The following is a 21,248-nucleotide window of genomic DNA, read 5'->3' as shown; positions in this document are numbered from 1 at the left end:
TCTTAGTCCTTTCTGTCATTAACTCATATTTTCATTCTGGTGAAACCGGCCGAAGGCCAGCGGTGAAATATCTATCGGCTGCTCTCTTCCTGCAATCAGATTGGACATCAGCCTGCCAGTTATGGCGGATAAGCCGATTCCGTCCCCCTCGTGTCCCGCGGCAATAAAGAATCCGGGAACCGGCGTATCGGATATGATGGGAAGATGATCCGGCGTAAAGGGCCGCAGGCCGCTATACGCCCTGATTACCTTAATATCCCTGATTATGGGGAAGAAACGGATGGCCCGTTCCGCCAGCGCCTGCATCACTTCAATATCCGTCCGGATATCCTCTCCTGCAAACCGCCTGGAGGAGCCTATCAGGAAGTTATCCGCCGCCGTAGGTTCAAATACAAAGGCCACGCCGTTTCGTTCCACTCTCTCCGAAACAGGTCTTTTATAATTTCCCGTACCGAATTTAGCCAGCATGTACCCAAACTCATGCACCTTTCTGCGCGCCACGCGGAAGGTCTGCTCCGATACCAGGATCTGCCCCTGTCTTGCGGATACGGGAATGGAAAGCCCCAGCATCGCACCTATGACAGGTGACCATACACCGGCGCAGTTCACCACATTCTTGGCATGTATTTCCCCTTGCTCTGTCTGAATGATAAAAAAGTCCTCTTTTTTTGTAATAGCGGTAACCGGATTATGCAGGCTCAGCTTCGCGCCGTATTTCCTGGCGGTCAGGGCATAGCCGTAGCTTAAGCCGATAGGATAGAGTGAACCGTCGCAGGCCGTTTCAATCCCTCCCGCAAGATCCTTTGCCAGGTAGGGTTCGTCCGCCTGAATATCCTTCTGGTCCATCATGCGCATGGGAATCCCCTGTGCCGCCATCTGGGAACAGTAATCCCTTGCGATTTCCAGTTCTTCTTGTGTTTCGCATAAATACAGACTGCCTTTTCTTCGCCATTCAATGGGATAATCCAGTTCCTTCTCAAGCTGCGGATACATATCCTGGCTCATTTTTGCCAGCGTACTGTCAAAGCCCGGCATTTTATCACATACAAGAATGTTGCCATCCGACTTACTGCTGGTACCTTCCGCAATATCGCCCTTATCGATCAATATCACATCCGCCCCGTCCAAAGCGGAATAATAACTCACAGCAGCGCCGATTACTCCCGCGCCGATTACCGCCGTATCATACACCCTGCTCATCCGTCCGCCCTCCTTCCTCTCCGGCCAGTTCTCCAAAGGTGATCGGCCTCACCGGAGGCCTGCTTGTTGCGGGTTCCACCTCATCCGCCTTTTTCCCCAGCTCTTCCTGAATAATTCTGGTTACCAGCTTTCCGCAGGTCCTTCCCTGGCAAAGTCCCATGCCGGCTCTGACCCTTCTTTTTATCTCCGTAACGGAGGTGCCTTCATACTCACGGACCGCCTTACGGATTTCTCCTGCTGTTATTTCCTCACAGCGGCATACCAGCATTTCATCATCAATAATTTCGTCTCCTTCCGCTTTCCGGAAGGTGCGATCCGTATCCTCCAGGTTCAGCCGCCCCATCGTCCTTACCGTATCCGTATATTCCTTGGGTATCGCAATCGTCACCACCGGCGTATGATCATTTTGCGGCGGATTCATCACACGGATTACCTTTCCCCGGCAGACAAATTCCCCTGCCCGGTTCAGCGCATCCACCTCATCTCCCTTTTGGGGCAGCGGCAGATACTCAAAAGGAAAGCTTACGGTTCCCAATGTTTCACTATAAGTTTTATCCACAATAAAAATAGCGAGCCCGGAACAGGCTGATACGCATAAGCCGCAGCCAATACATTTCTCCCTGTCAAGAACCGGCGTATTTGTAATGGGACTGCTCACCGTTATCGCATGTGCAGGGCAGGCCGCTTCACACGGATTGCAGGGAATTTTCTGCACACATTCGATAACCGCCACAGGTCCCCTGGCGAACCGTTCCTCATCCGGCCAGCCTGTGGCATTTTTAATTTCTTCTATGGACGGATAGCCGTCTGTTAAGATTGACATAATTCTTTTGCTCCCTTCTCAAGAATTCTTTCCTTCGCCTGAAGCCTTCTTTCCCCAAAAGGCCCCTGACGAAGCGCAGTCAGCCGTTCCCTGACAATCTCCTTGGCTGTCTCCCCGTCTTCTTTAGTGAGATACCCAAGGGACTGTGCCATGGCAATGCCTGCCAGTCTGCCTTCATCCATCGCCGTATTGGCTTCCTCCACCCCGGCCGTATCTCCGGCAACATAAATCCCCGGTACGGAGCTTTCCATATTTTCATTATGAAGAGGCATAAACCCACCCAGCTCCGGTATAAAATCATGATACACGCCCGCCATATATGCCAGCTCGGTCAGGGGCCGCAGTCCTACTGCCACACATACCGCATCCACATCGATAATTTCTTCCGTGCCGGCCACAATCCGGCCGCTTTGCATCTGTGCGATCACGGCCTGTTCCACATGCTCCCTGCCCCGGGCTTCCTTAATGGTATGATTCAGGTAAAACGGCACTCCTGCTCTTCTTATCTTAGCCGCATGCACGCCATAAGCGCCGATGTGATCCATCCCTTCTACAATCCCCACCACATTTGCCCCTGCCTGCATCAGCTGATAAGCCACGATAACGCCTACATTTCCGGAGCCTACCATCAGAATCCTCTTTCCCGGAAGCACACGGTTTACATTGACCATGGTCTGCGCCGCTCCGGCGCCCATCACTCCCGGCAAAGTCCAGCCTTTAAAGCGCAGCGCATTTTCAGCCGCCCCTGTGCTGATCAGAATCCTTTCCGCCTGTACCACAACGGTAGTCCCTTCATGCAGGACTGCAATCCTTTTCTCTGAAAAAATGCCGACAACCGCACTGTCCAGCCAAATTTCCACGCCTGTTTCCTCTGTCTGCCTAAGAAGCTGCCTTCCGATATCCACGCCGCGGACACCCGCATTGTGCGCCTTGGAACCAAAAAACTTATGTATCTGCTTAAACAGCTGTCCTCCGGGTCGTTTATTTTCATCTATCAGCAGGACCTTGGCACCGTATTTTGCCGCCTCAATTGCCGCTGCCAGCCCGGCCGGACCGCCTCCTATAATGACGACTTCCTTATTTTTAGTCATTTCAGGCCGCCCCCCTTTCCGATTCCCTCCTGTGTTTCAATCACCATGCCTTCTTCCACCGGCGTAATGCATGTACGCACGTTGGGTTTGCCGTTTACGGTCATTACACAGTCCGTACACTGCCCGATTCCACAGTAAATACCTCTCGGTTCATACAGTTTGGCCGTATGTCTGTGCACCATAATACCGTTTGCCATAAGCACGGCCGCTATCACTTCTCCCTTTCTGGCCGTATATTTTTTCCCGTCTACCGTAATCTGCACCGTATCCCCGTCCTCAAGCGGCCCCAGAATCGGATGGTCCAAAACTCTGCGTTCCATTGATGTATCCTCCATTTTCCAAAATATAATATCCGTTATCTTAGCTGAAATCCTCTTACAAACGGATCATCGTCATCCAGCATAAAGGTGTGAATTCCCGTTACCCACGCTCTTCCCGTCACCTCCGGAACCACCGCCGGATAATCGCCCACCCGGGCATCCTCCAGATACCGGCAGGTAAAACGGCTTCCAATAATGCTCTCGTGGACAAAGGCTTCCCCCTTCTTTATTTCCCCCTTCAGCGCAAGCACGGAAAGCTTTGCCGATGTTCCGGTTCCACACGGGGAACGGTCAATCGCTCCGGGCGGAATCACCACTGCATTTCTGACCGGTTCCCCGGGAGCTTCTGCCGGTTCATAAAATTCAATATGGGTCACCTTATTTTCAAAAGGGATGAGGGGATGACAGATTTCCACCTGACTGTTCACCTCATCCTTAATCAGATTCCCTGCCTCAATCAGCGCCGAAGCAGTCTTTGGCGAAATGGTCAGTCCCACGCAGGAGGCGGGCAGGATGGCATAAATATTTCCGCCGTAGGCAATATCCATAACCAGCTCCCCGTAACGGCTGCTCTTTACCTTCGCATCCTTTTTCAATACAAAGGCCGGTGCATTTATGAAGGTGACATTCTGCGCCTTACAGTCCTTCACCTGGATTTTCAGCCTGACCAATCCGGCCGGCGTATCAAGATTTACATAGGTATAAGGTTCTGTTACCTTAACCATTCCGGATTCCACCAGTGCTGTCCCCACGCCGATTGTGTCATGTCCGCACATGGGCATCCAGTCTCCCACCTCAAAATACAGTACTCCCACATCCGCATCCTCCCGGCAGGGTGTGGTAATAATGGTTCCGCTCATCACGTCGTTACCTCTTGGCTCATAGGTAAGCAGTTCTCTTATCCAGTCGCAATGCTCCCTCATATACATCATTTTTTCTTCCATGGTGCTGCCGGGTATGACCGGTATTCCTCCCACCACGTTACGGGTCGGTTCTCCTCCCGTATGCGTATCTATCGTATGAAATGTTCTCCTGATTTTCATATAAGCTCCTGTCTGCGTAATATACGCCTTTTCCCTTATCCCGTTCATTCTATGATTTGATGGCCCAGCCAGTCCTTCCTGAAGAAATACCAAAGGAAAATCACAAAGCTGCAGGCCCAGGTTATGGGATATGCCCAAAATACGATTCTGATATCCCCGAAAAAACGGACCGCCGTTAAAATCCACGCCACTCTCAGCCCACACCAGAAGGTTATCATTATCACCATGGAATCCCGGGAAAGACCTGCGCCCCTGAGCACACCGCCCATCCCATGGGAAAAAGCCAGCATAAAATATCCCATGGATACGCTTCTTGCCATCAGGGTTCCATATGACACCACCTCCGGCTCGGAATTAAACAGCCTTATCAGATATGGCGCACAAAAATAAATCATAATTCCTGTCAGCTGGACAATGCCCATGGACAGCAAAAGTCCTGTCCCCGCTCCTTTTTTAGCCCGTTCCAGCTTTCTGGCCCCAATGTTCTGGCTCACAAAGGTGGATAGTGCCATGGTAAAACTCCCCGATGGCATCAGGGCAAAGCCTTCTATTTTTCCATAGGCGCCGCAGCCTGCCATGGCAACGTCTCCAAAGGAATTTATGTTGGACTGTACAATAACATTGGAAAAAGAAATAATGGAATTCTGCAGGCCGCTTGGTATTCCCAGCCTGATAATCAGCCGCAGCTCTTCCCTGTAAAAACGAATCCGTTTCAGTTCCAGCCGGTAAATGCTCCTTTTTCCGGTCAGCGTCATGTAAGTAAGCGCCGCACTTATTGTCTGTGAAAGCACGGTGGCATATCCCGCGCCTGCAATCCCCCACCTGAAAACAGCTACAAAGAGCAAATCCAGTAGAATGTTCACAATTGATGCAATTATCAGATATAAAAGCGGCTTTTTAGAATCACCAAACGCATGAAAGATGGAACTGCCTATGTTGTAAAGCATGGACGGCAGGCTACCTAAAAAATAAATGCGAAGGAAAATTACAGATCCTTCCATAACCGTCTCCGGCGTCTTCATCCAGCGCAGAATTACCGGGGAAACCACAATCCCAATAACTGTCAGCAGAACTCCCGCAGCGATTCCAAAGGCAATGGCCGTATATATGGCATTCTCCATTTTTTTCAGGTTCCCGGCTCCATAATACTGGGAAATAATAACGGAGGCCCCCACGCCAATTCCCATGAAAAGACTGACTATCATACCTATCATGGAAGAGGAGCTGCCCACCGTCGCCAGCGCTTCTTTTCCCACAAAATTGCCGACCACTACCGAATCCACGGTGTTATAAAGCTGCTGAAAAACATTCCCCAAAAGCAGTGGAAGCGTAAATGCCAGGATTTGCCTTGCAATGGGTCCTTCTGTCATCAGAATACCCTTTGCCGCCGGTTTTTTTGCCTCTTCCATCTTTCCCCACGCCCTTTCCGGCCTTACAGTTCAATAAGATCATGCTTCGTACTGATCATATTTTCATAGCCGTCCGGTTCCTTTTTCTTCCTACACTGTATTAGCTTCTCAACCATGCCTGCCGCCTTCCTTAGTCCACACTGCCATTGATGCTATCCAGGAAATCAAAAACCTTCTTCACATTAGCTTCCTCAAACATCCTGTCATCCGCATGCTCATAGCCCTGCAGGATTTCCAGCGTAACCTTATCAGCGCCGATTACCTTCACCAGCTTTTCATAAAAATCAACTGACTGCAGATAAGGAACATAGCTGTCTTTATCTCCATGCTGAAGAAACACCGGCGGAGCTAACATTGAAATATGATTTTCAGGATTCATTTCATGCAGAACCTCCCTGCAGCTTTCCAGGTCATCGCAGCCCAGATAGTTCCGGTAGGTCCAGTAATCCCCTTCACGCAGCGGCATCTGCAGTTTCCTGCGCTGTCCGGCATCCGTTTCAAAGTTATAACAGCCATACCACAGAATACATGCATTGACTCCCGAATCCTGTTCCATATTTCCAAAGTCCGCAGAATCAAACTTCCCTTTCGCAGCCATTGCCGCCAGCCCGGCCAGCTGCGCACCCGCGGAACCGCCCCACAGAGCAACCCGTTCTCCGTCAATATGATATTCGTCCGCATGTGCTCTTAAAAAACGGATCAATCCTTTGATTTCTTCCACTGCCGCCGGATACCTTGCCTCCGGAGACAGCGTATATCCGGCAGAAACCAGAACATAGCCTCTTTTCAGTCCATACAGGAAGGGTTTGAATTCCACGGATGATTTTTGTCCAAAATACCAGCCTCCGCCATGCACTTCAATAAGGCAGGGCATTTTATCTTTTCCTCTCTCCGGCAGGTAAATATCGGCCTTTTCCGCTTCCGTCCTGTTTCCATAAGGGACATCAAGAATACAGTTTACCGGATAATCCTCCCTGGCCATGGAGGGAATAATTTCTTCAGGTCCTTTGAGGGAACAGCCTTGCTCTTCCTCCGCCAGCCTTACCGCCCGATCGATATAATAGCTGCAGTCCTTCATTTTCATGCCTTTCCGCCCATGCTTTTTTCTAAAAAAGGGGTGTCCCGGCGGGCACCCCCTTCTTTCCTTATCTATGGGAGTATGGTTCCACACCCCAACGTTCCATTTTAGCCAGATAATTCTTGGTCATAACCTCTTCCAGTTTTACAAGCCCTGCGGTTTCCATACTGGATATCATTGCATCGTACTGTGCAACACAGTCTTCCTGCGATGCGGCATTTACCATTTTAGGTACATATTCGTCATAAATATCCGCAACCTTCTGGGCAATCAGGCCTTCCGGCGTACTGCCTGCCGGTTCCAGCCCTGCATAATAAGAGTTATCATACAAATCTGTATCCGCGCTGGCCTGGTAAGCATACTGCCAATCTGATGTAGGCTCCCATTTTGTTACCAGATCATAAGGCGTTCCATCTTTGCCTGTGCCGTTCTTTACAAACATTCTGTATCTTCTGATACCTGTTTCACGGGAACATGCAACCTCGTCCGCACGGTAGGAATCAAGCACTTCCTGCCTGGGCTGATGCTTTCCGTCCACATAGTCCCAATGCTCGCCTTCCACGCCCCAAAGTGTAAGGTACTGTCCTTCCTCACTTGCCATAAAGTTACAGAACTGCATAGCTGCCACAGGATCCTTACAGTTTTTGGTGATACACCAGTCGCCCCAGCCCAATGTATTTCTGCTGTTGTAGGTTGTTTCATCTGCGGTTACTCCATTTCCCACTACCTTATAGGAACGGAAATCCGCATCCTCGCCGCCCTGTACACGCAGGGACTGGTTCGGTCTTGTTGCAATCCAGTTTGAATCTACAGTACAGAAGGTATAACCTTTGGTAATTTTTTCTTCCAGCTGATTCCAGTCCAGAGTTACCCAGTCCTTATCCAGCAGACCTTCCCTGTAGAGCTGGTTAAGCATCTGAACCATTTCCTTAAACTGAGGATCTCTTACCTTATGCTCGATTTTGTCGTTCCCGGTGTAATATTCCACAATGCCAAACATGCCCAGGCACATGCTCACATCCCAGCCTTTTCCTTCAATACTGAACGGAATGCTTTCCACGCCGTCGATGGTAGGGAACTTTTCTTTAAAATCATGGAGCAGCTGTATAAACTCATCCTGCGTAAAAGGCTGCTCATGGTTGTCTGCACGTTCCTGCCCCACAACTTCTTTCAGAAGATCATACTTAATCATAACCATGACATTCGGATCCGGATCCAGATCATACCAGTCACCCAGTCCGTAAATCTCACCGTCTTCAGATTCAAAGCGAATCAGCAGGTCTCCATACATTTCCTTGATGTCAGGTCCGTATTGCTCAATCAGATCCTTAAGGCCAATCAATGCCCCTGCTTCTTCATAAGCTTTTCTTACAGGACTGGCACTGTCCAGATATACGATATCGGGATAGGTCTGGCCGGAAAGCATCAGGTTCAGCTTTTCTTCTACTGCGCCGGCGCCGTCAACATACTCCATTTTAAAGCCCGTCTTCTCCTGTATCTGTGAAGCCACAGGATCCTTAAACTCCGGAACTGTTCCGCCGCTGTTAAAAATAGTAATCGTCTTAACCTCTCCATCCGTGGATGCCGCCTGCTGCTCCTGCGTCCCTGCCGTGGTTTCACCGGACTGTGTCCCTGTTGTCTGCGTGCCTCCGCCATTGCTTGCGCATCCGGAAATCACACAGGCTGCCGTAAGCAGCACCGCCACTAACTGTTTGAATGCCTTTCTTTTCATACCTTTTCCTCCTTGTTGGATTTAATTAAACCGACTGAATCTCATTCTGCCTGTCCGGCCTGCGTAAAATTTAAGTCGGATATGTATCGTTTTTATCCTCAGGCTTTTACCGCCCCGATCATAATTCCCTTTACAAAGTATTTCTGCACAAAAGGATACACACAGATAATCGGTATCGTAGCCACCATAACCGCTGCCATCTGTACGCTCTTCTGGGTTACTCCGGACATCATCTGCGCTCTCTGCGCCAGAGTTGCACCGTTTGTTCCCGAAGTCTGGAACTGGTTTAGGATTTCCACCAGCACCAGCTGGAGCGTTTTTAAATTCATGGAATTGGTATACAGTCTGGAATCAAACCATGCATTCCAGTGCCCTATCGATGCAAAAAGTACAATCGTCATAACTACCGGCTTTGAAAGGGGAAGAATAATCCTCCCATAAACCCACAGGTCATTGGCGCCGTCCAGCTTGGCCGATTCCACCAGGCTCTCAGGAATCCCGTAAATATAGCTTCTTATTAAAATCATGTAGTAAACATTCAGCATCCCCGGAATGATGTATACGATAAAATGATCCAGCATCCCCAGATTCTTCAGCTGAAGATAGTAGGGAACCATTCCTCCGCTGAAATACATGGTAAAAATAAACATAAGAGTCCAGAACTTTTTCCCCAGCAGTTCACTCCTGGACAGCACATAGGCCAGCATGGAGGTAACCAGAACTACCAGAGGGGTTCCTATTAATGTCCTTAAAACCGTAACCCCAATTGCACGGACAAATTCGCTTCTTCTGAGAATTTCCTGGTAATTTTCCAGGGTAAAAACCCTGGGCCAGAAGTACAGCCCGCCGCGCAGGGCATCCTGTCCGTCATTGATAGAAATAATGAAGATATTCCAGAAAGGGTACACACATACTATAGATACCAGAAGCACAAAAAATACTTTAAAGATATCCAATACCAGCTCGCCGCCCGTTTTCTTTCCTTTTATGCTGTTCTTTTTCATGGCCTTGCCTCCTAATACAATGATACGTCCGCATGTTTTCTGGACAGTCTGTTGGTAATTGCTACAAAGGTAAAGGAAACGGCTGATTTAAACAGGCCGACTGCTGTTCCATAAGAGTACATGCCGTTGATAATACCATAGCGGTATGTATAGGTATCAAATACATCCGAATACTGGATTACCGCATCATTTCCCAGTAACAGCTGCTGCTCATAACCAACATTGAGAATTCCCCCTACCGCAAGCAAAAGCATTACCATGATTGTAGGAAGCAGTGACGGAAGCGTGATATACCAGATTTTCTGCGTTCTTGTGGCCCCGTCCACCTCAGCCGCTTCATACATTTCCTGGTCAATCCCGGAAATTGCAGCCAGATAAATAATAGCGTCATACCCTATGTTCTTCCATGTGTTTGCTAGCGCCAGAATCCACCAGAAATATTTGCCTTCCTGCATGAACAGGATATCTTTATTGGTGATATGCAGCGCCTGCAGAAGGTCATTGATAATTCCGTCCCCGGAAAGGAAGGTGATAAACATATTCGCCGCAATAACCCAGGAAATAAAATAAGGCAGATAAGACGCCGTTTGGGCTGCTTTTTTTATTTTATTGTTCTTGATTTCATTCAGGCAGATAGCGAAAAGTATAGGCGCCGGAAATGAAAAAAGAAGAGTCAGCGTACTCTGGCAAAGTGTATTTCTCATAATGACTGCAAAATCAGTTGAGAAAAAATATTTAAACCAGTCCAGCCCTACAAAATCGGCGGCCATCATATCCTGATAGAAGCCGTCTCCTCTGGGCACATAGTTGACAAATGAAATATACAGGCCCGTCATCGGGATATAACTGAAGAGAATTACACAAATCAGTGCGGGGAGCATCATCAAAAACAGATATCTCTGCCGCCATGCTTTCAATGCCAGCTTCTTTTTTCCGCTGAATGGAACGTATTCTACAGGAACTTTTTCTGTCCGTTTATTTTGTTTCATTTCTACCTCCTGAACCTTCAGAATCGAAGCAGCTGCCACAGTTATTTTTCTCTTTCAATTTGCTCCAATCCCCTTCTGATTTCTTGTTTTTATTGTATCAACAGCACCTTGCACATTCTACAATAATTTTTAATAATACTTATCACAAAACAACAATTTTTCATATTTATGATTTTATTTCTATCATTAACTTACAAAACATATAACTTTTTCATTTTTAAATTCTATTTTTCATATATTTATAACAATTTACATCTTTGGCAGATTTCTTTATTAACGCCAGCTATATACAAAACATGCCGGACTTTAGTCCGGCATGCCTTCCGCTTCTGCAATTTCCTTCCATACACGTGGGATTCCAATAATAACTTTAGTTCCGATTCCTTTTTCACTTTCCAGATGAAGCCCATATTGAGATCCATACTGCAATTTAATTCTGATATCTATATTTTTTAGCCCGTATCCCCCGTTTCCTTTATTTACCGCAGCCTGGACCTCTTCCAGCCTCTCCCTCTCCATTCCGGTACCGTCATCCTCTATTACAAAATAAACCGTCTCATTTTCTTCATATACCTTCACCTTTATATGAAGAACTTTTCCATTATTATCCCTGATACCATATTTTATGGAGTTTTCCACTACAGGCTGCAGGAGCAGCTTCAAGCAGCGGTACTGCAGCGTTCCCCTGGAAATGTCATAGGTAATATCAATACTGTCATCAAAACGGAATTTCTGAATAACCATATAGCTCTTGAGAAGCTCCACTTCCTCCTGGACCGATAGAATTCTTTTCCCTTTGTTCAGTGAAACCCGGTAAAATTCTCCCAGCGCCTTTACGCATTTGTTAGTCTGCCCGTCTCCTTCCATAATCGATAAAGAAGAAATTGTTGAAAGAGCATTATACAGAAAATGCGGATCGATTTGTTCGTAAAGAAGGTTAATTTCACTGTCCCTGAGCCTTAATTGCTTCTGATAATTTTCATGAATCAGTATCTCCATCTGGCGTGTCAGATCATCCATTGCATCTGCCACCTTGCCGATTTCATCATTTGTTTTCTCTCTGACAAGATAACTGAAGTCTCCCCTTCTCAATCTCCCGGTGGCATAAACTATCCGGTTGATTCTCTGAGTGAAATTTCTTCCATACAAAAGAATGGAGGCAAAAGCCATAATTGCTGTAAGCGCCAGAAGAAACAGGATTTTCTCCGCCACGAGATCCGCTTTTTCAAGTACAGAAGCTTTATCCGCGATTACGAGAACCTTCATATTCATCTGACAATCCTTTGTCACCATATAGTATGTTCCCTGCTCCATGAGGCTTCCCGGCTGTCCCCAGTCAATGTCTTCCCATTTTATGGCGCCTTGCAGCACTTCCTCCGCATTTTTTCCTAAATCTCCCCGTTCCGAAGAAGCCAACACTGTGCCGTCTTCGCTTAACACAAATTTACGGCAGGCCTCATTTTCATCATATATCAAATCACACACGCTCACTGCGTCCACCTGTACCTGGAGGACATTCTGCAAAGATCCGTTTTTAAAATAGTTCAACAGCTTTACCATCCCGATATATGGCCTTTCATAGCCGTATTCTTTCCGGCTGTCCACACCTGCCACAACAGTAAATCCGTTCGCATCCACTGCTTTCTGGAACCAGCCTTCCTTCATCTGGCTTACCTTCCTGAAATAATTCCCGTCCTCCGGAAGAGTCTCATTAAAGCTGTAAAATTCAATTTTTGTAGTCTCAGGACATAGCAGGGAAAGTTTCAGCATCGCCTTATCAATATAGGGATACATACTCTCATAACCCATATTACTGTAATCTGCCATGATATAGGCATTGGTATAGTAATCCATATAAATACTGTCTATTACGGCGACATATCTGTCTGCCCAGGCATCCATCAGGTTTCCCGCCTGCTCGGATTCCTGACGGATATACCTGTAGCCATCCTCCTCCAGGACGGAACGAAGGACATAAAATGTATATAAATAGGCTATGATCAGAGGAATCAGGCCCAAAATAACATAAAACCCTACCAGCTTAACACCCACACTGAAGTATTTCTTATTTTTATCCATAGCTACAGGCCTCTTCGCCACTCATTTGGTGTCTTTCCAAAACGCTTCTGAAAAATTGCACAAAAATAAGACACATTATCATAACCTACCATCGATGCTACACGGCTAACCTTGGCCGAGGTGTTTTTCAGCAGCTTACACGCCTTATCCAACCTGTATTCCGACAAATAATTCTTTATAGTCATCCCACTGCCGCTTTTAAAAATACTCCTGACATAATTGGGTGAAAGCCCGATTTCAGAAGCAATCGTTTCAACCGATATCGGCTCCATATAATGATTTTCTATATAATCCTCCACATATACGACTACCCTGTAATTGGCATTTTCCTGAAGAGAACAGTACCATGTTAAAATCACATTCAGATATTGAATCAGGCCTTCTTTTATCTGGCTGTCATTATTTGCTTCCTCTGCCAGCTGTACAATCGTTTTCCCCTGAAAACGCATGGCAGGATATTGTCTGGCCAGTTCCTCATTTTCAATTACAAGCTCATCATTGATATGATTGTATAAACGGACAATGCTGTTTTTATAAATACTTGGACATGCCCCGCTGCAGATATTCAGATACTCCTCCAACCGCTCAAAGCATAGCTGACTGTCGCCATGAGACAGTTGTGCCGTAATATCCTTACGCAGCGCATGCAGCTTTTTGCGTTCCTCTTCCGTCAGTTCCCCGCTTTTTTCCACTTTTAACAATGCAGATAAAGAAACCGGAGTCAGACTGTCCAGATAAAAAGCGGCATCCGCAGCCTTTTCAAACCGGCTCCTGATCAGCCTGGCCTCTGCAAGTTTGTGTTGTCCTTCCATATAAACCACACCGAGAGTTTTCTGATTTTTATACAGATAGGACGCCATGCTTTCTGCCACATCCTTGCATTCCACACTTGTTTTAAGCAAAAGCAGATTCAGATCCTGCAGCTCCACGTAGTAAAACACCTCCGGAAATTCCTGAAAAAAAGGCTTTTCAGGAGGATTCCCGCTTTTACCGTAAAGTCCGATCACACTGAAGCGGAACCTGTCTTCTTCCATATCTTCCATTGCAAAAAACTGGCCGATCAAAGTATCCGCCTGCTGCGTGTCATCTTTAAATATATTATCTATTATTTTCCGTTCCGCATGAACCCGGGAATGATCTGCCGTCTGTTCCTGCTCTAACGATGCCAGGATTCCTTTTACTACCCGTTCAATATCTTCCACAAGAAAGGGCTTTAATATATAGTCTGTTGCCGAAAGCCTGAAGGCCTGCCTGATAAAATCCATTTCATCATAGCCGGTCAGAAAGATTATTTTTACTCTTTTATCCTTTTCCCTCAGTTGTCTTGCAAATTCGATTCCATCCATAACCGGCATCCTGATATCTGTAAATACAATATCAGGCTTTTTGAATTCCGCTGTTTCCAGTGCCTGAAGCCCGTTATTTGCCGTATAAACCGTTCCTATTCCCAGTTTAGTCCAATCAACATAATTCTTCAGCGTGTTCAGTTCCAGCCGCTCGTCATCTACTAACAGTACCTTATACATATCTTTTCCCCCATTTTAACGAAAAAGGCCTAAGCCAAAGGATTAATTTCCATCAGCTTAAGCCTCTATGCCTCTATACCTTTTTCATGTATACCTGATACTCTTCTTTCCAGACCTTTTCCAATGGAATAAACAGGCAGCCGTTTTCTCTGCACCGGAAAGCCAGAGGCCTGGATACTTCCCGTTCAAAATCCTCATCGGCATTTCCTGCATGAAGCATCAAACGCTCCTCCTGTCCTGTGAGAGCCGCCAGAACATAAGGTCCAAAGAAAACCACAAAATAATTTTCTCTGTCAGGAGCCGCTTCATATCTGAGGACACATGGCCAGTTGATTTCTATTATGGCATGATCCTTCCACGTTCTGTCTAAAACAACATAGCCATCCTGCATATGCGCTTCATATGGCACTCCATCTATAAGTATCTCCGGGATTCCTTTTGCCCAATACGGCCTGCGGATTTTAAAAGCCCTACGCCCTTCTGCTTTTATCCATAAGCATATCCTGCCAGGATTCTCTTCCTCTGTTTTAACGGTCACTTCCAGACTGCTGTCCGGCAGGCTAAGTACTGACGGAATAAAAAGATTAACATAAACGGTTTCTTTATCTATCGCAAAAATATTCTCCACATACTTAAAATGGCTTTCCAGACCTGTCCCATGGCAACAGCTATTTTCTGACAGATCAAAGCTTTTCACCGCCCTCGGCCGCATGGACAGAAAATAAGTGCTTCCGCTGGTAGGCTGATGATCACAGGAAGAAAGAATGTGGTTATAAACAGCCCTTTCATAATAGTCCATATATGCCGGCTCCGGAAGATACTGATACAGTTCCCCGGTCAGCTTGAGCATATTATAGGTGGCGCAGCTTTCAGAGGTGCTCTTGGTAAGCAGGCCCGCAATATTTCCCGCCTCATGGAACATTTCGCTTTCTCCGGTTCCTCCGATGGCATACATATGGGACTGTGTCACTATCTTCCAAAACAGGGACGCTAAACCATAATATCTCTTTTCCCCTGTCATCTCATACATCTTCACAGCACCTATAACCTGCGGAATATGCTGGTTGGCATGCATTCCATCCAGTGCATCCACCCCCTGTTCCAATGGATAAAACAACCGATCATTGTCAAAGAAGCGTGCGGCCTCCAGAAATTCTTTTTTCCCGGTAATCCGGAAAAGCTCCGCCATGGATTCATTCATGCCGCCGTATTCGCCGGCGATATAAATGCTCCACATCTTCACTCGCTGTTCATGGGTCAGCGCGTTGAGCCTGCCATATACCCATTCCCCAATTCCCTCTGCTATTTTTCCCGCTTTCCGAATCCCTGCCAGCTTGTATAAGTCAATCAGTCCGGCCAGTATTTTATGCAAGGTATAATAAGGCGCCCAAATCTTCGGATAGGGCGTATATTTTTCGAGTAAATCGAACTGTTCTTCCGAATAGGCGGACAAAAAGCCTTTATGATACCCTTCCTTCTGCCCGAAGGCTTCCTGGCATTCACCAAGCGAGTCCACCATATAAACCGCTTTCTTTAAAATCTCCTCATCCCCGGATGTCTGGTAGCATAAAGCCAGTGCTGATAAATAATGCCCCGTACTGTGTCCACGCAGCAGCCCTTCCGGAGAATCCCATCCCGTCATAGGAGAAGCACCGCCTACCGGAAGCCCTGCGGCACGCCTGAAATTATACAGCCACTGATCTTCCCTGGTATGAAGCAAATAGCTGTGCACCCTTTCCTGTGCATCATAAAAATCACTGCCAGGAAGAAGCTTTGTATTGTCTGCGCAGCTCATAACTGCTTTTCGCACAGGAGATACGGCCTGCTTTTCTTCCCTAACTTCCACAATTCCGTTCACCGGTATCTTTGTATCCTTCAGCCTGCCATACACTTCATAGTTTCCCGGCTGTTCCCAGCATCGAACCAGGCCTCCGTCCCATTCTACAAAATGAGCGATTACGCGGTTATCCTTTGTTTTTACCGCAACAGCACTGGGCAGGCAGACATTTTCACCTTTTACAGCCTGCTTTCTTATGGGATAGATTTTCTCCACCTCAATCCGGTTATTCTCCTCCAGTACGGTCACCAGATATGACTTTTCTTCTTCATATTCCCCATATCTAAAGCATGCTGTCATGGTAACTTCCCGGTTACCTCTTCCATAGGCAGGCCTGGATACCCGCCCTGAATGATCCATAAAATTCAGATTATCGGAATGCCAGCTTATCCGCGAACCATGTTTCCCTGATTCCGGCAGTTCCAAATCAAATTCCACAGTTCCCAGGTTTCCCAGATACAGTTCCTCCATATCTTTTCTTACAATTTCTCTGTCCCTCATACACCCTCCCGCCCTTTGTTTGTGCACATTTTCACCAAAGAAATATTATCCAACATTTTTTCACAATAATGAATATTATATTGACTATCTTTTTATTCTTCATTATAATGAAATTTATACAAAAAGTCAATATAATTAACCTACAGTCCATCACTACATGGCAATAGTAAAAATGGACCCAACAACAGCACTAAAAAGTCACATAAATTATTTGTATGGCAAAGCGGATAATCACCATTTCGTCTTTGCCGGAAGGAGGATTAATGAAAAAAGAATTCCATCAGGAAAACAGGGCTTCACTCTGTCAGTCGCTTGCACCCGGAAGCCTGCTGCTTCTTTTCAGCGGACATGCCCCCCGCAAAACCGGGGACGAGGATTATCCTTATTTTGCGGATCGAAGCTTTGTATATTATACCGGGATTGAGCAGCAGGACAGTATACTGGCAATTCTTGTTGACAAAGAAAGTGTACAGGAAATGCTGTTTATGCTCCCGCCGGATGCTCACGCAGAGCGCTGGAACGGAAAGCGGCTCAGTCCGCAGGAGGCGCAGGATGTATCCGGGATTTCAGATTTCCGTTATCTGACGGATTTTTCCGCTTTTTTGGATAAACAGCTTGTATCTGGCGCCGTCTCCACCGTCTGCCTTGATTTTGACAGAAAAAAAGAAGGTGAACAGCCTGTGCGTCAGGCATTCATACTGGCGAATAAGCTGCGCGAAAATTATCCCTATGTAACATTGTCCAATATCCATAATCAAATCAAGGCACAGCGCACCATCAAAAAGCCTTGTGAAATAGATGCAATGCGTTATGCGGAAACCATCACCTGCGAAGGCATTCAGGCCATGATGCGTGCATCACGTGACGGTATGTATGAGTACCAGTATAAAGCAGAATTTGATTATGCCCTGGCACAGCGCGGTGTTCTTTCTCCCGGCTTTCCTTCCATTGTTTCCGCCGGGAAAAACAATTTCTGCATTCATTACTATTCCTACAAAGGGCAGGCACATGATGGGGACATGGTTCTCAACGATGTGGGCGCCTGCTGGGATAATGAAATCAATGATGTATCCAGAGGCTGGCCCGTCAATGGTAAATTCAACGAAAAACAACGGCTTCTGTATACCTGCGCTTACAACACTTCCAATTATATGTTTCGTATTCTGCGTCCCGGTCTTCCAATGTCTTTTGTGGATCAGGAAATAAGGCGGTATAATTTCGAACAGCTGAAGGAAATAGGCGTATGTGATAAATTTGAGGATGTAGGGACTTATATCTGGCATGGCGGAGCACATCATGTCGGATATGATGTGCATGATGAAGTCGATGTTAACGATGGACGCAGGCCTTTGGAACCGGGCATGGTTTTCTGTGTAGATGTGGGAATTTACCATGAAGAATGGGGCATCGGCTTCCGCCTGGAGGATAACTGCCTCATCACGCCTGATGGCTGTGAAAACCTCTCCGCCGTAACACCCAGAAGTATCGAAGATATTGAAGCTTTCATGGGAAAAAGATAGTTATTTGCTTTCCCGTAAAATACAATAAAACAGTACCGTACTATACTGCTTTCTGGCTATTGTTCAGCCATGAAGAAAGGAATGCACAAGCTGTCTGTGAGCGCTTACTCACTAAGGGCAGTTTGTACATTCTTTTTTTATAAGTATTTAAAGCCTATATGTGATTGTATTCTGTCCCCCAATCCGATACAATAGAAACAGAGCGTCCGAAATACCGGACGCAGACGGACGCTGCCGCCTGGCCTGCGTTCAAACTGCAACAGGCAACAGATATACACCTATATCCGGAGGAAAGATTAATGAAAGAAAAACTATACACCATCCCGCTCAACGATGCCATGAATGCGGAGGATGAATGTCCCTTCTGCTTTATCGAAAGAAATGTGGAGCAGGATATCATGGACTATGTTCTCGGCTCCTGCGCTTCTTATATGGAAAGCGATACCAGGGAGGCCACCGACAAAGCCGGCTTCTGCCGCATGCACTACAAGAAAATGTTCGATTACGGCAACACGCTGGGAAACGGCTGGATTCTGAAGACCCATTATAAGAAGCTCATTGCGGAAATGAAGGATCAGTTCTCCCACTTCACTCCCGGCAAAACCTCCCTGATGGATAAGCTGAAGGGCAGGCCCGCGGATGCCAACGCCATCGCCTCCTGGGTTGCGGAAAAGGAAAAAACCTGCTATATCTGTGATTATTTCACCAAGGAATACGCACGCTACATGGATACCTTTTTCTACCTGTATAAAAATGACGAAGCCTTCCGTGAAAAGCTGAAAAACAGCAAGGGCTTCTGCCTCCATCATTTCGGAGATCTGTGCGCGAATGCGGACGCCCATCTGGGTGATGCTGAAAAAAAGGACTTTTATCCTCTGGTATTCCGACTGATGGAGGAAAATATGGAACGCGTTTCCGGTGATGTGGACTGGCTCATCGAAAAATTCGACTACCGGAACAAGGACGCGGACTGGAAGACCTCCAAAGGCGCGGTACAGCGCGGAATGCAGAAGCTCAAGGGCGGGTATCCGGCGGATCCGGTGTATAAAATGAATAAATAATCAAATACAGGTGCAGAAAGAGCAGATTATGAATAATAAGATTTTAATACGAAATTTTGGCCCAATCAATGACGAAGCAGTTCATTGGGTGTTTTGGAACTACAAAGCATATGCAAAAGTTCCGTATCACTTATTTGTTTGATGAAAAAAAATAGAGATCTGCCTAAATAAAGATGGTTATGTCCTTTTCTCCTTCAACGACATTTTAAAAATGGAGCTGAAATCATTTATATTCCGGCAGGAAGAAGCCTGCTGGCTACTATGTCAGAGCAGCTGCATGATATCTCTGTTAGTGAAATGGATTTGACCATGCAGGAATTTGTAAAGTTAATCAGAGCTACAAAAAGCCATTTTGGTACAAAGATACCAGAAATGGTTCAGAACTATACAAAAACAGTGAAAGGACAAATTAATAATTCAGCAGTCACCCACGCATATGAACTGATTAAAAAAATATTGAAAGCCGATTATGTAAATGACAGCGACGGTGAAAAATTTTATTTTGATGAACACCATTGGGTAAAGCTGATGTATGGATCCTCCGGACAACAGGAAGCCCTGTGGATTTTAATGCTGACCCTAATCATTATTTTAGAAAACAGACGGGCCTTTGTTGTTATTGAAGAACCGGAAGCCCACTTATTTCCCATAGCCCAAAAAGATATGATAAGCCTTATTGCTTTAATGGTAAATGCCACCGACAGCCAGGTAATAATCACCACACACAGTCCTTACATTCTTACTTCCTCAAATATTTTATTATATTCAGAAAAGGTGGAAAATAACTATAGAGGAGAAGAAAAACCGGTAATTCCCCGAAGCATACGATTATCCTATCATAAATTTGCTGCATATAAAGTAGAAAATGCAGCAGATTCTTTGACATCACTCATGGATGAAAACAGCCATATGATAAGTACTGATTATATTGATAAAGTTTCCGAAATCACCAATAACGAACTGGTCATCCGGTAATAAACGGAAGCGTATCAATACCAACTGGATGGCAAAGACGGTCGGAATTGATAGAAACTCAAATGATAGGATACAAAAGCCGTGAAAGCTGATGTATCCTTTTTTGTACCAAAAGTGTATTGGAGGTGGCAATTACATTTTATTCAATAATTCCGCCATACTCTTCCACCCCACAAATACATTTGACAGAATTGTATTATCCTCGTAGGATTAAATATATCACTGTCGGTTAATCCAAAAATTTACATTGGGGCTATGCTATGATTACAACTTTTAGTTGGTTTGGTTACGACCTGCCAATGTCTGAGAACTTCAAAAGGATAAAGCAATCCGGTTTTGACGGCGTAATGTTATGGTGGGATGATTCTTTTGGTGACATAGAATACCGCGGCAATCCGGATTTAGCACGGAAGTCCGGGCTGTATGTTGAAAATATCCATGCGCCCTTTAAAAGAATAAATAATATTTGGCTTGATAATAGCGTCGGGAATGATCTTACCGAATACTATTTACATTTAATAACCGAATGCGCAGAATACGGAATACCAACGATAGTCATGCATCCCTCCTCAGGGAATAACGTACCGCCATATAATCCGCTTGGTCTTGACAGAATCAGACGGATTATAGATAAGGCGGAAAAATATAATATATATGTGGCTTTTGAAAATATGAGAAGATATGAATATTTAAAATATATCTTAGATAATATTGACTCCCCGCGCGCCGGATTTTGTTATGATACCGGACACCACCACTACTGGCACCCGGAATGTAATCTGCTGGCACAATATGGTTCCCGCCTGATGGCACTTCATTTGCATGATAATAACAGAATTGATGATCAACACCTAATCCCTTTTGACGGTACGATTGACTGGCAGACTACTATGCGTCAAATCAGGCAATCCGGTTACAAAGGCGCTATAGCATTAGAAGCTGAAAATGGAGGGTATCAGAACCTGCCTCCGGAAATTTTTTTACGCTTAGCTTTTGATCGGGCAAAAACACTGGAACGTTTGTCTGACAATTCAGTTTAAAATGATAAATAAGAAATATA

The 21,248-nt window shown here is 45.9% G+C and carries 17 protein-coding genes; 4 read left to right on the top strand and 13 right to left on the bottom strand.

Annotated elements, in window-relative coordinates; genetic code table 11:
* Positions 1 to 18: 18 nt before the first annotated feature.
* The 13 genes from HMPREF1548_RS19615 to HMPREF1548_RS19555 form a co-directional block, all read right to left on the bottom strand.
* The gene (locus HMPREF1548_RS19615; RefSeq protein ID WP_021638238.1) at positions 19 to 1,200 is read right to left on the bottom strand and encodes an NAD(P)/FAD-dependent oxidoreductase; all 1,182 of its coding nucleotides are present in this window, start codon (positions 1,198 to 1,200) and stop codon (positions 19 to 21) included.
* Complete coding sequence (locus tag HMPREF1548_RS31055) at positions 1,184 to 2,023, bottom strand: (2Fe-2S)-binding protein (protein ID WP_021638237.1); 840 nt, start codon at positions 2,021 to 2,023, stop codon at positions 1,184 to 1,186. The genes HMPREF1548_RS19615 and HMPREF1548_RS31055 overlap by 17 nt, the downstream gene beginning before the upstream one ends.
* Positions 2,011 to 3,114, bottom strand: a complete 1,104-nt coding sequence (locus tag HMPREF1548_RS19605; RefSeq protein ID WP_021638236.1) for an NAD(P)/FAD-dependent oxidoreductase — start codon at positions 3,112 to 3,114, stop codon at positions 2,011 to 2,013. Before HMPREF1548_RS19605 ends, HMPREF1548_RS31055 begins: the two co-directional genes overlap by 13 nt.
* The gene (locus HMPREF1548_RS19600; protein ID WP_035323004.1) at positions 3,111 to 3,434 is read right to left on the bottom strand and encodes a (2Fe-2S)-binding protein; all 324 of its coding nucleotides are present in this window, start codon (positions 3,432 to 3,434) and stop codon (positions 3,111 to 3,113) included. Before HMPREF1548_RS19600 ends, HMPREF1548_RS19605 begins: the two co-directional genes overlap by 4 nt.
* A 35-nt stretch (positions 3,435 to 3,469) precedes the next feature.
* Complete coding sequence (locus tag HMPREF1548_RS19595) at positions 3,470 to 4,477, bottom strand: proline racemase family protein (protein ID WP_035323066.1); 1,008 nt, start codon at positions 4,475 to 4,477, stop codon at positions 3,470 to 3,472.
* A 44-nt stretch (positions 4,478 to 4,521) separates the two neighbouring features.
* Positions 4,522 to 5,886 carry an MATE family efflux transporter gene (locus HMPREF1548_RS19590; protein ID WP_021638233.1) on the bottom strand — a complete coding sequence of 455 codons (1,365 nt, stop codon included), beginning with the start codon at positions 5,884 to 5,886 and terminating at the stop codon, positions 4,522 to 4,524.
* A gap of 130 nt (positions 5,887 to 6,016) precedes the next feature.
* Complete coding sequence (locus tag HMPREF1548_RS19585) at positions 6,017 to 6,970, bottom strand: alpha/beta hydrolase (protein WP_021638232.1); 954 nt, start codon at positions 6,968 to 6,970, stop codon at positions 6,017 to 6,019.
* A 61-nt stretch (positions 6,971 to 7,031) separates the two neighbouring features.
* Entirely contained in the window at positions 7,032 to 8,696 is a 1,665-nt protein-coding gene (locus HMPREF1548_RS19580; RefSeq protein ID WP_021638231.1) for an extracellular solute-binding protein, read from the bottom strand.
* Positions 8,697 to 8,794: 98 nt separating this feature from the next.
* Positions 8,795 to 9,700 carry a carbohydrate ABC transporter permease gene (locus tag HMPREF1548_RS19575; RefSeq protein ID WP_021638230.1) on the bottom strand — a complete coding sequence of 302 codons (906 nt, stop codon included), beginning with the start codon at positions 9,698 to 9,700 and terminating at the stop codon, positions 8,795 to 8,797.
* 11 nt (positions 9,701 to 9,711) lie between these two features.
* Entirely contained in the window at positions 9,712 to 10,689 is a 978-nt protein-coding gene (locus HMPREF1548_RS19570) for an ABC transporter permease (protein WP_025488817.1), read from the bottom strand.
* A gap of 306 nt (positions 10,690 to 10,995) precedes the next feature.
* A complete protein-coding gene (locus HMPREF1548_RS19565) occupies positions 10,996 to 12,768 on the bottom strand; it encodes a sensor histidine kinase (RefSeq protein WP_021638227.1) in 1,773 nt (590 codons plus the stop codon).
* A 2-nt stretch (positions 12,769 to 12,770) separates the two neighbouring features.
* Positions 12,771 to 14,294, bottom strand: coding sequence for a response regulator transcription factor (locus HMPREF1548_RS19560; protein WP_021638226.1), 1,524 nt, complete (start codon positions 14,292 to 14,294; stop codon positions 12,771 to 12,773).
* Positions 14,295 to 14,367: 73 nt separating this feature from the next.
* Positions 14,368 to 16,632, bottom strand: a complete 2,265-nt coding sequence (locus HMPREF1548_RS19555; protein ID WP_021638225.1) for a beta-L-arabinofuranosidase domain-containing protein — start codon at positions 16,630 to 16,632, stop codon at positions 14,368 to 14,370.
* A 263-nt stretch (positions 16,633 to 16,895) separates the two neighbouring features.
* On the opposite strand from HMPREF1548_RS19555, the gene HMPREF1548_RS19550 reads away from it, so the two are divergent.
* The 4 genes from HMPREF1548_RS19550 to HMPREF1548_RS19535 all read left to right on the top strand — a co-directional run bounded on the left by HMPREF1548_RS19550 (position 16,896) and on the right by HMPREF1548_RS19535 (position 21,228).
* Positions 16,896 to 18,152, top strand: coding sequence for an aminopeptidase P N-terminal domain-containing protein (locus HMPREF1548_RS19550; RefSeq protein WP_025488816.1), 1,257 nt, complete (start codon positions 16,896 to 16,898; stop codon positions 18,150 to 18,152).
* Positions 18,153 to 18,451: 299 nt separating this feature from the next.
* Entirely contained in the window at positions 18,452 to 19,213 is a 762-nt protein-coding gene (locus HMPREF1548_RS19545; RefSeq protein ID WP_025488815.1) for a DUF6062 family protein, read from the top strand.
* A 261-nt stretch (positions 19,214 to 19,474) separates the two neighbouring features.
* Complete coding sequence (locus HMPREF1548_RS19540) at positions 19,475 to 20,188, top strand: AAA family ATPase (protein ID WP_021638221.1); 714 nt, start codon at positions 19,475 to 19,477, stop codon at positions 20,186 to 20,188.
* 260 nt (positions 20,189 to 20,448) lie between these two features.
* Entirely contained in the window at positions 20,449 to 21,228 is a 780-nt protein-coding gene (locus HMPREF1548_RS19535) for a sugar phosphate isomerase/epimerase family protein (RefSeq protein ID WP_021638220.1), read from the top strand.
* The last annotated feature ends 20 nt before the right edge of the window (positions 21,229 to 21,248 follow it).

Origin of the sequence: Clostridium sp. KLE 1755, from assembly GCF_000466465.2 — a bacterium.
Lineage (GTDB): Bacteria > Bacillota > Clostridia > Lachnospirales > Lachnospiraceae > Eisenbergiella > Eisenbergiella porci.
This window is presented reverse-complemented; position numbering and strand designations above follow the sequence as displayed.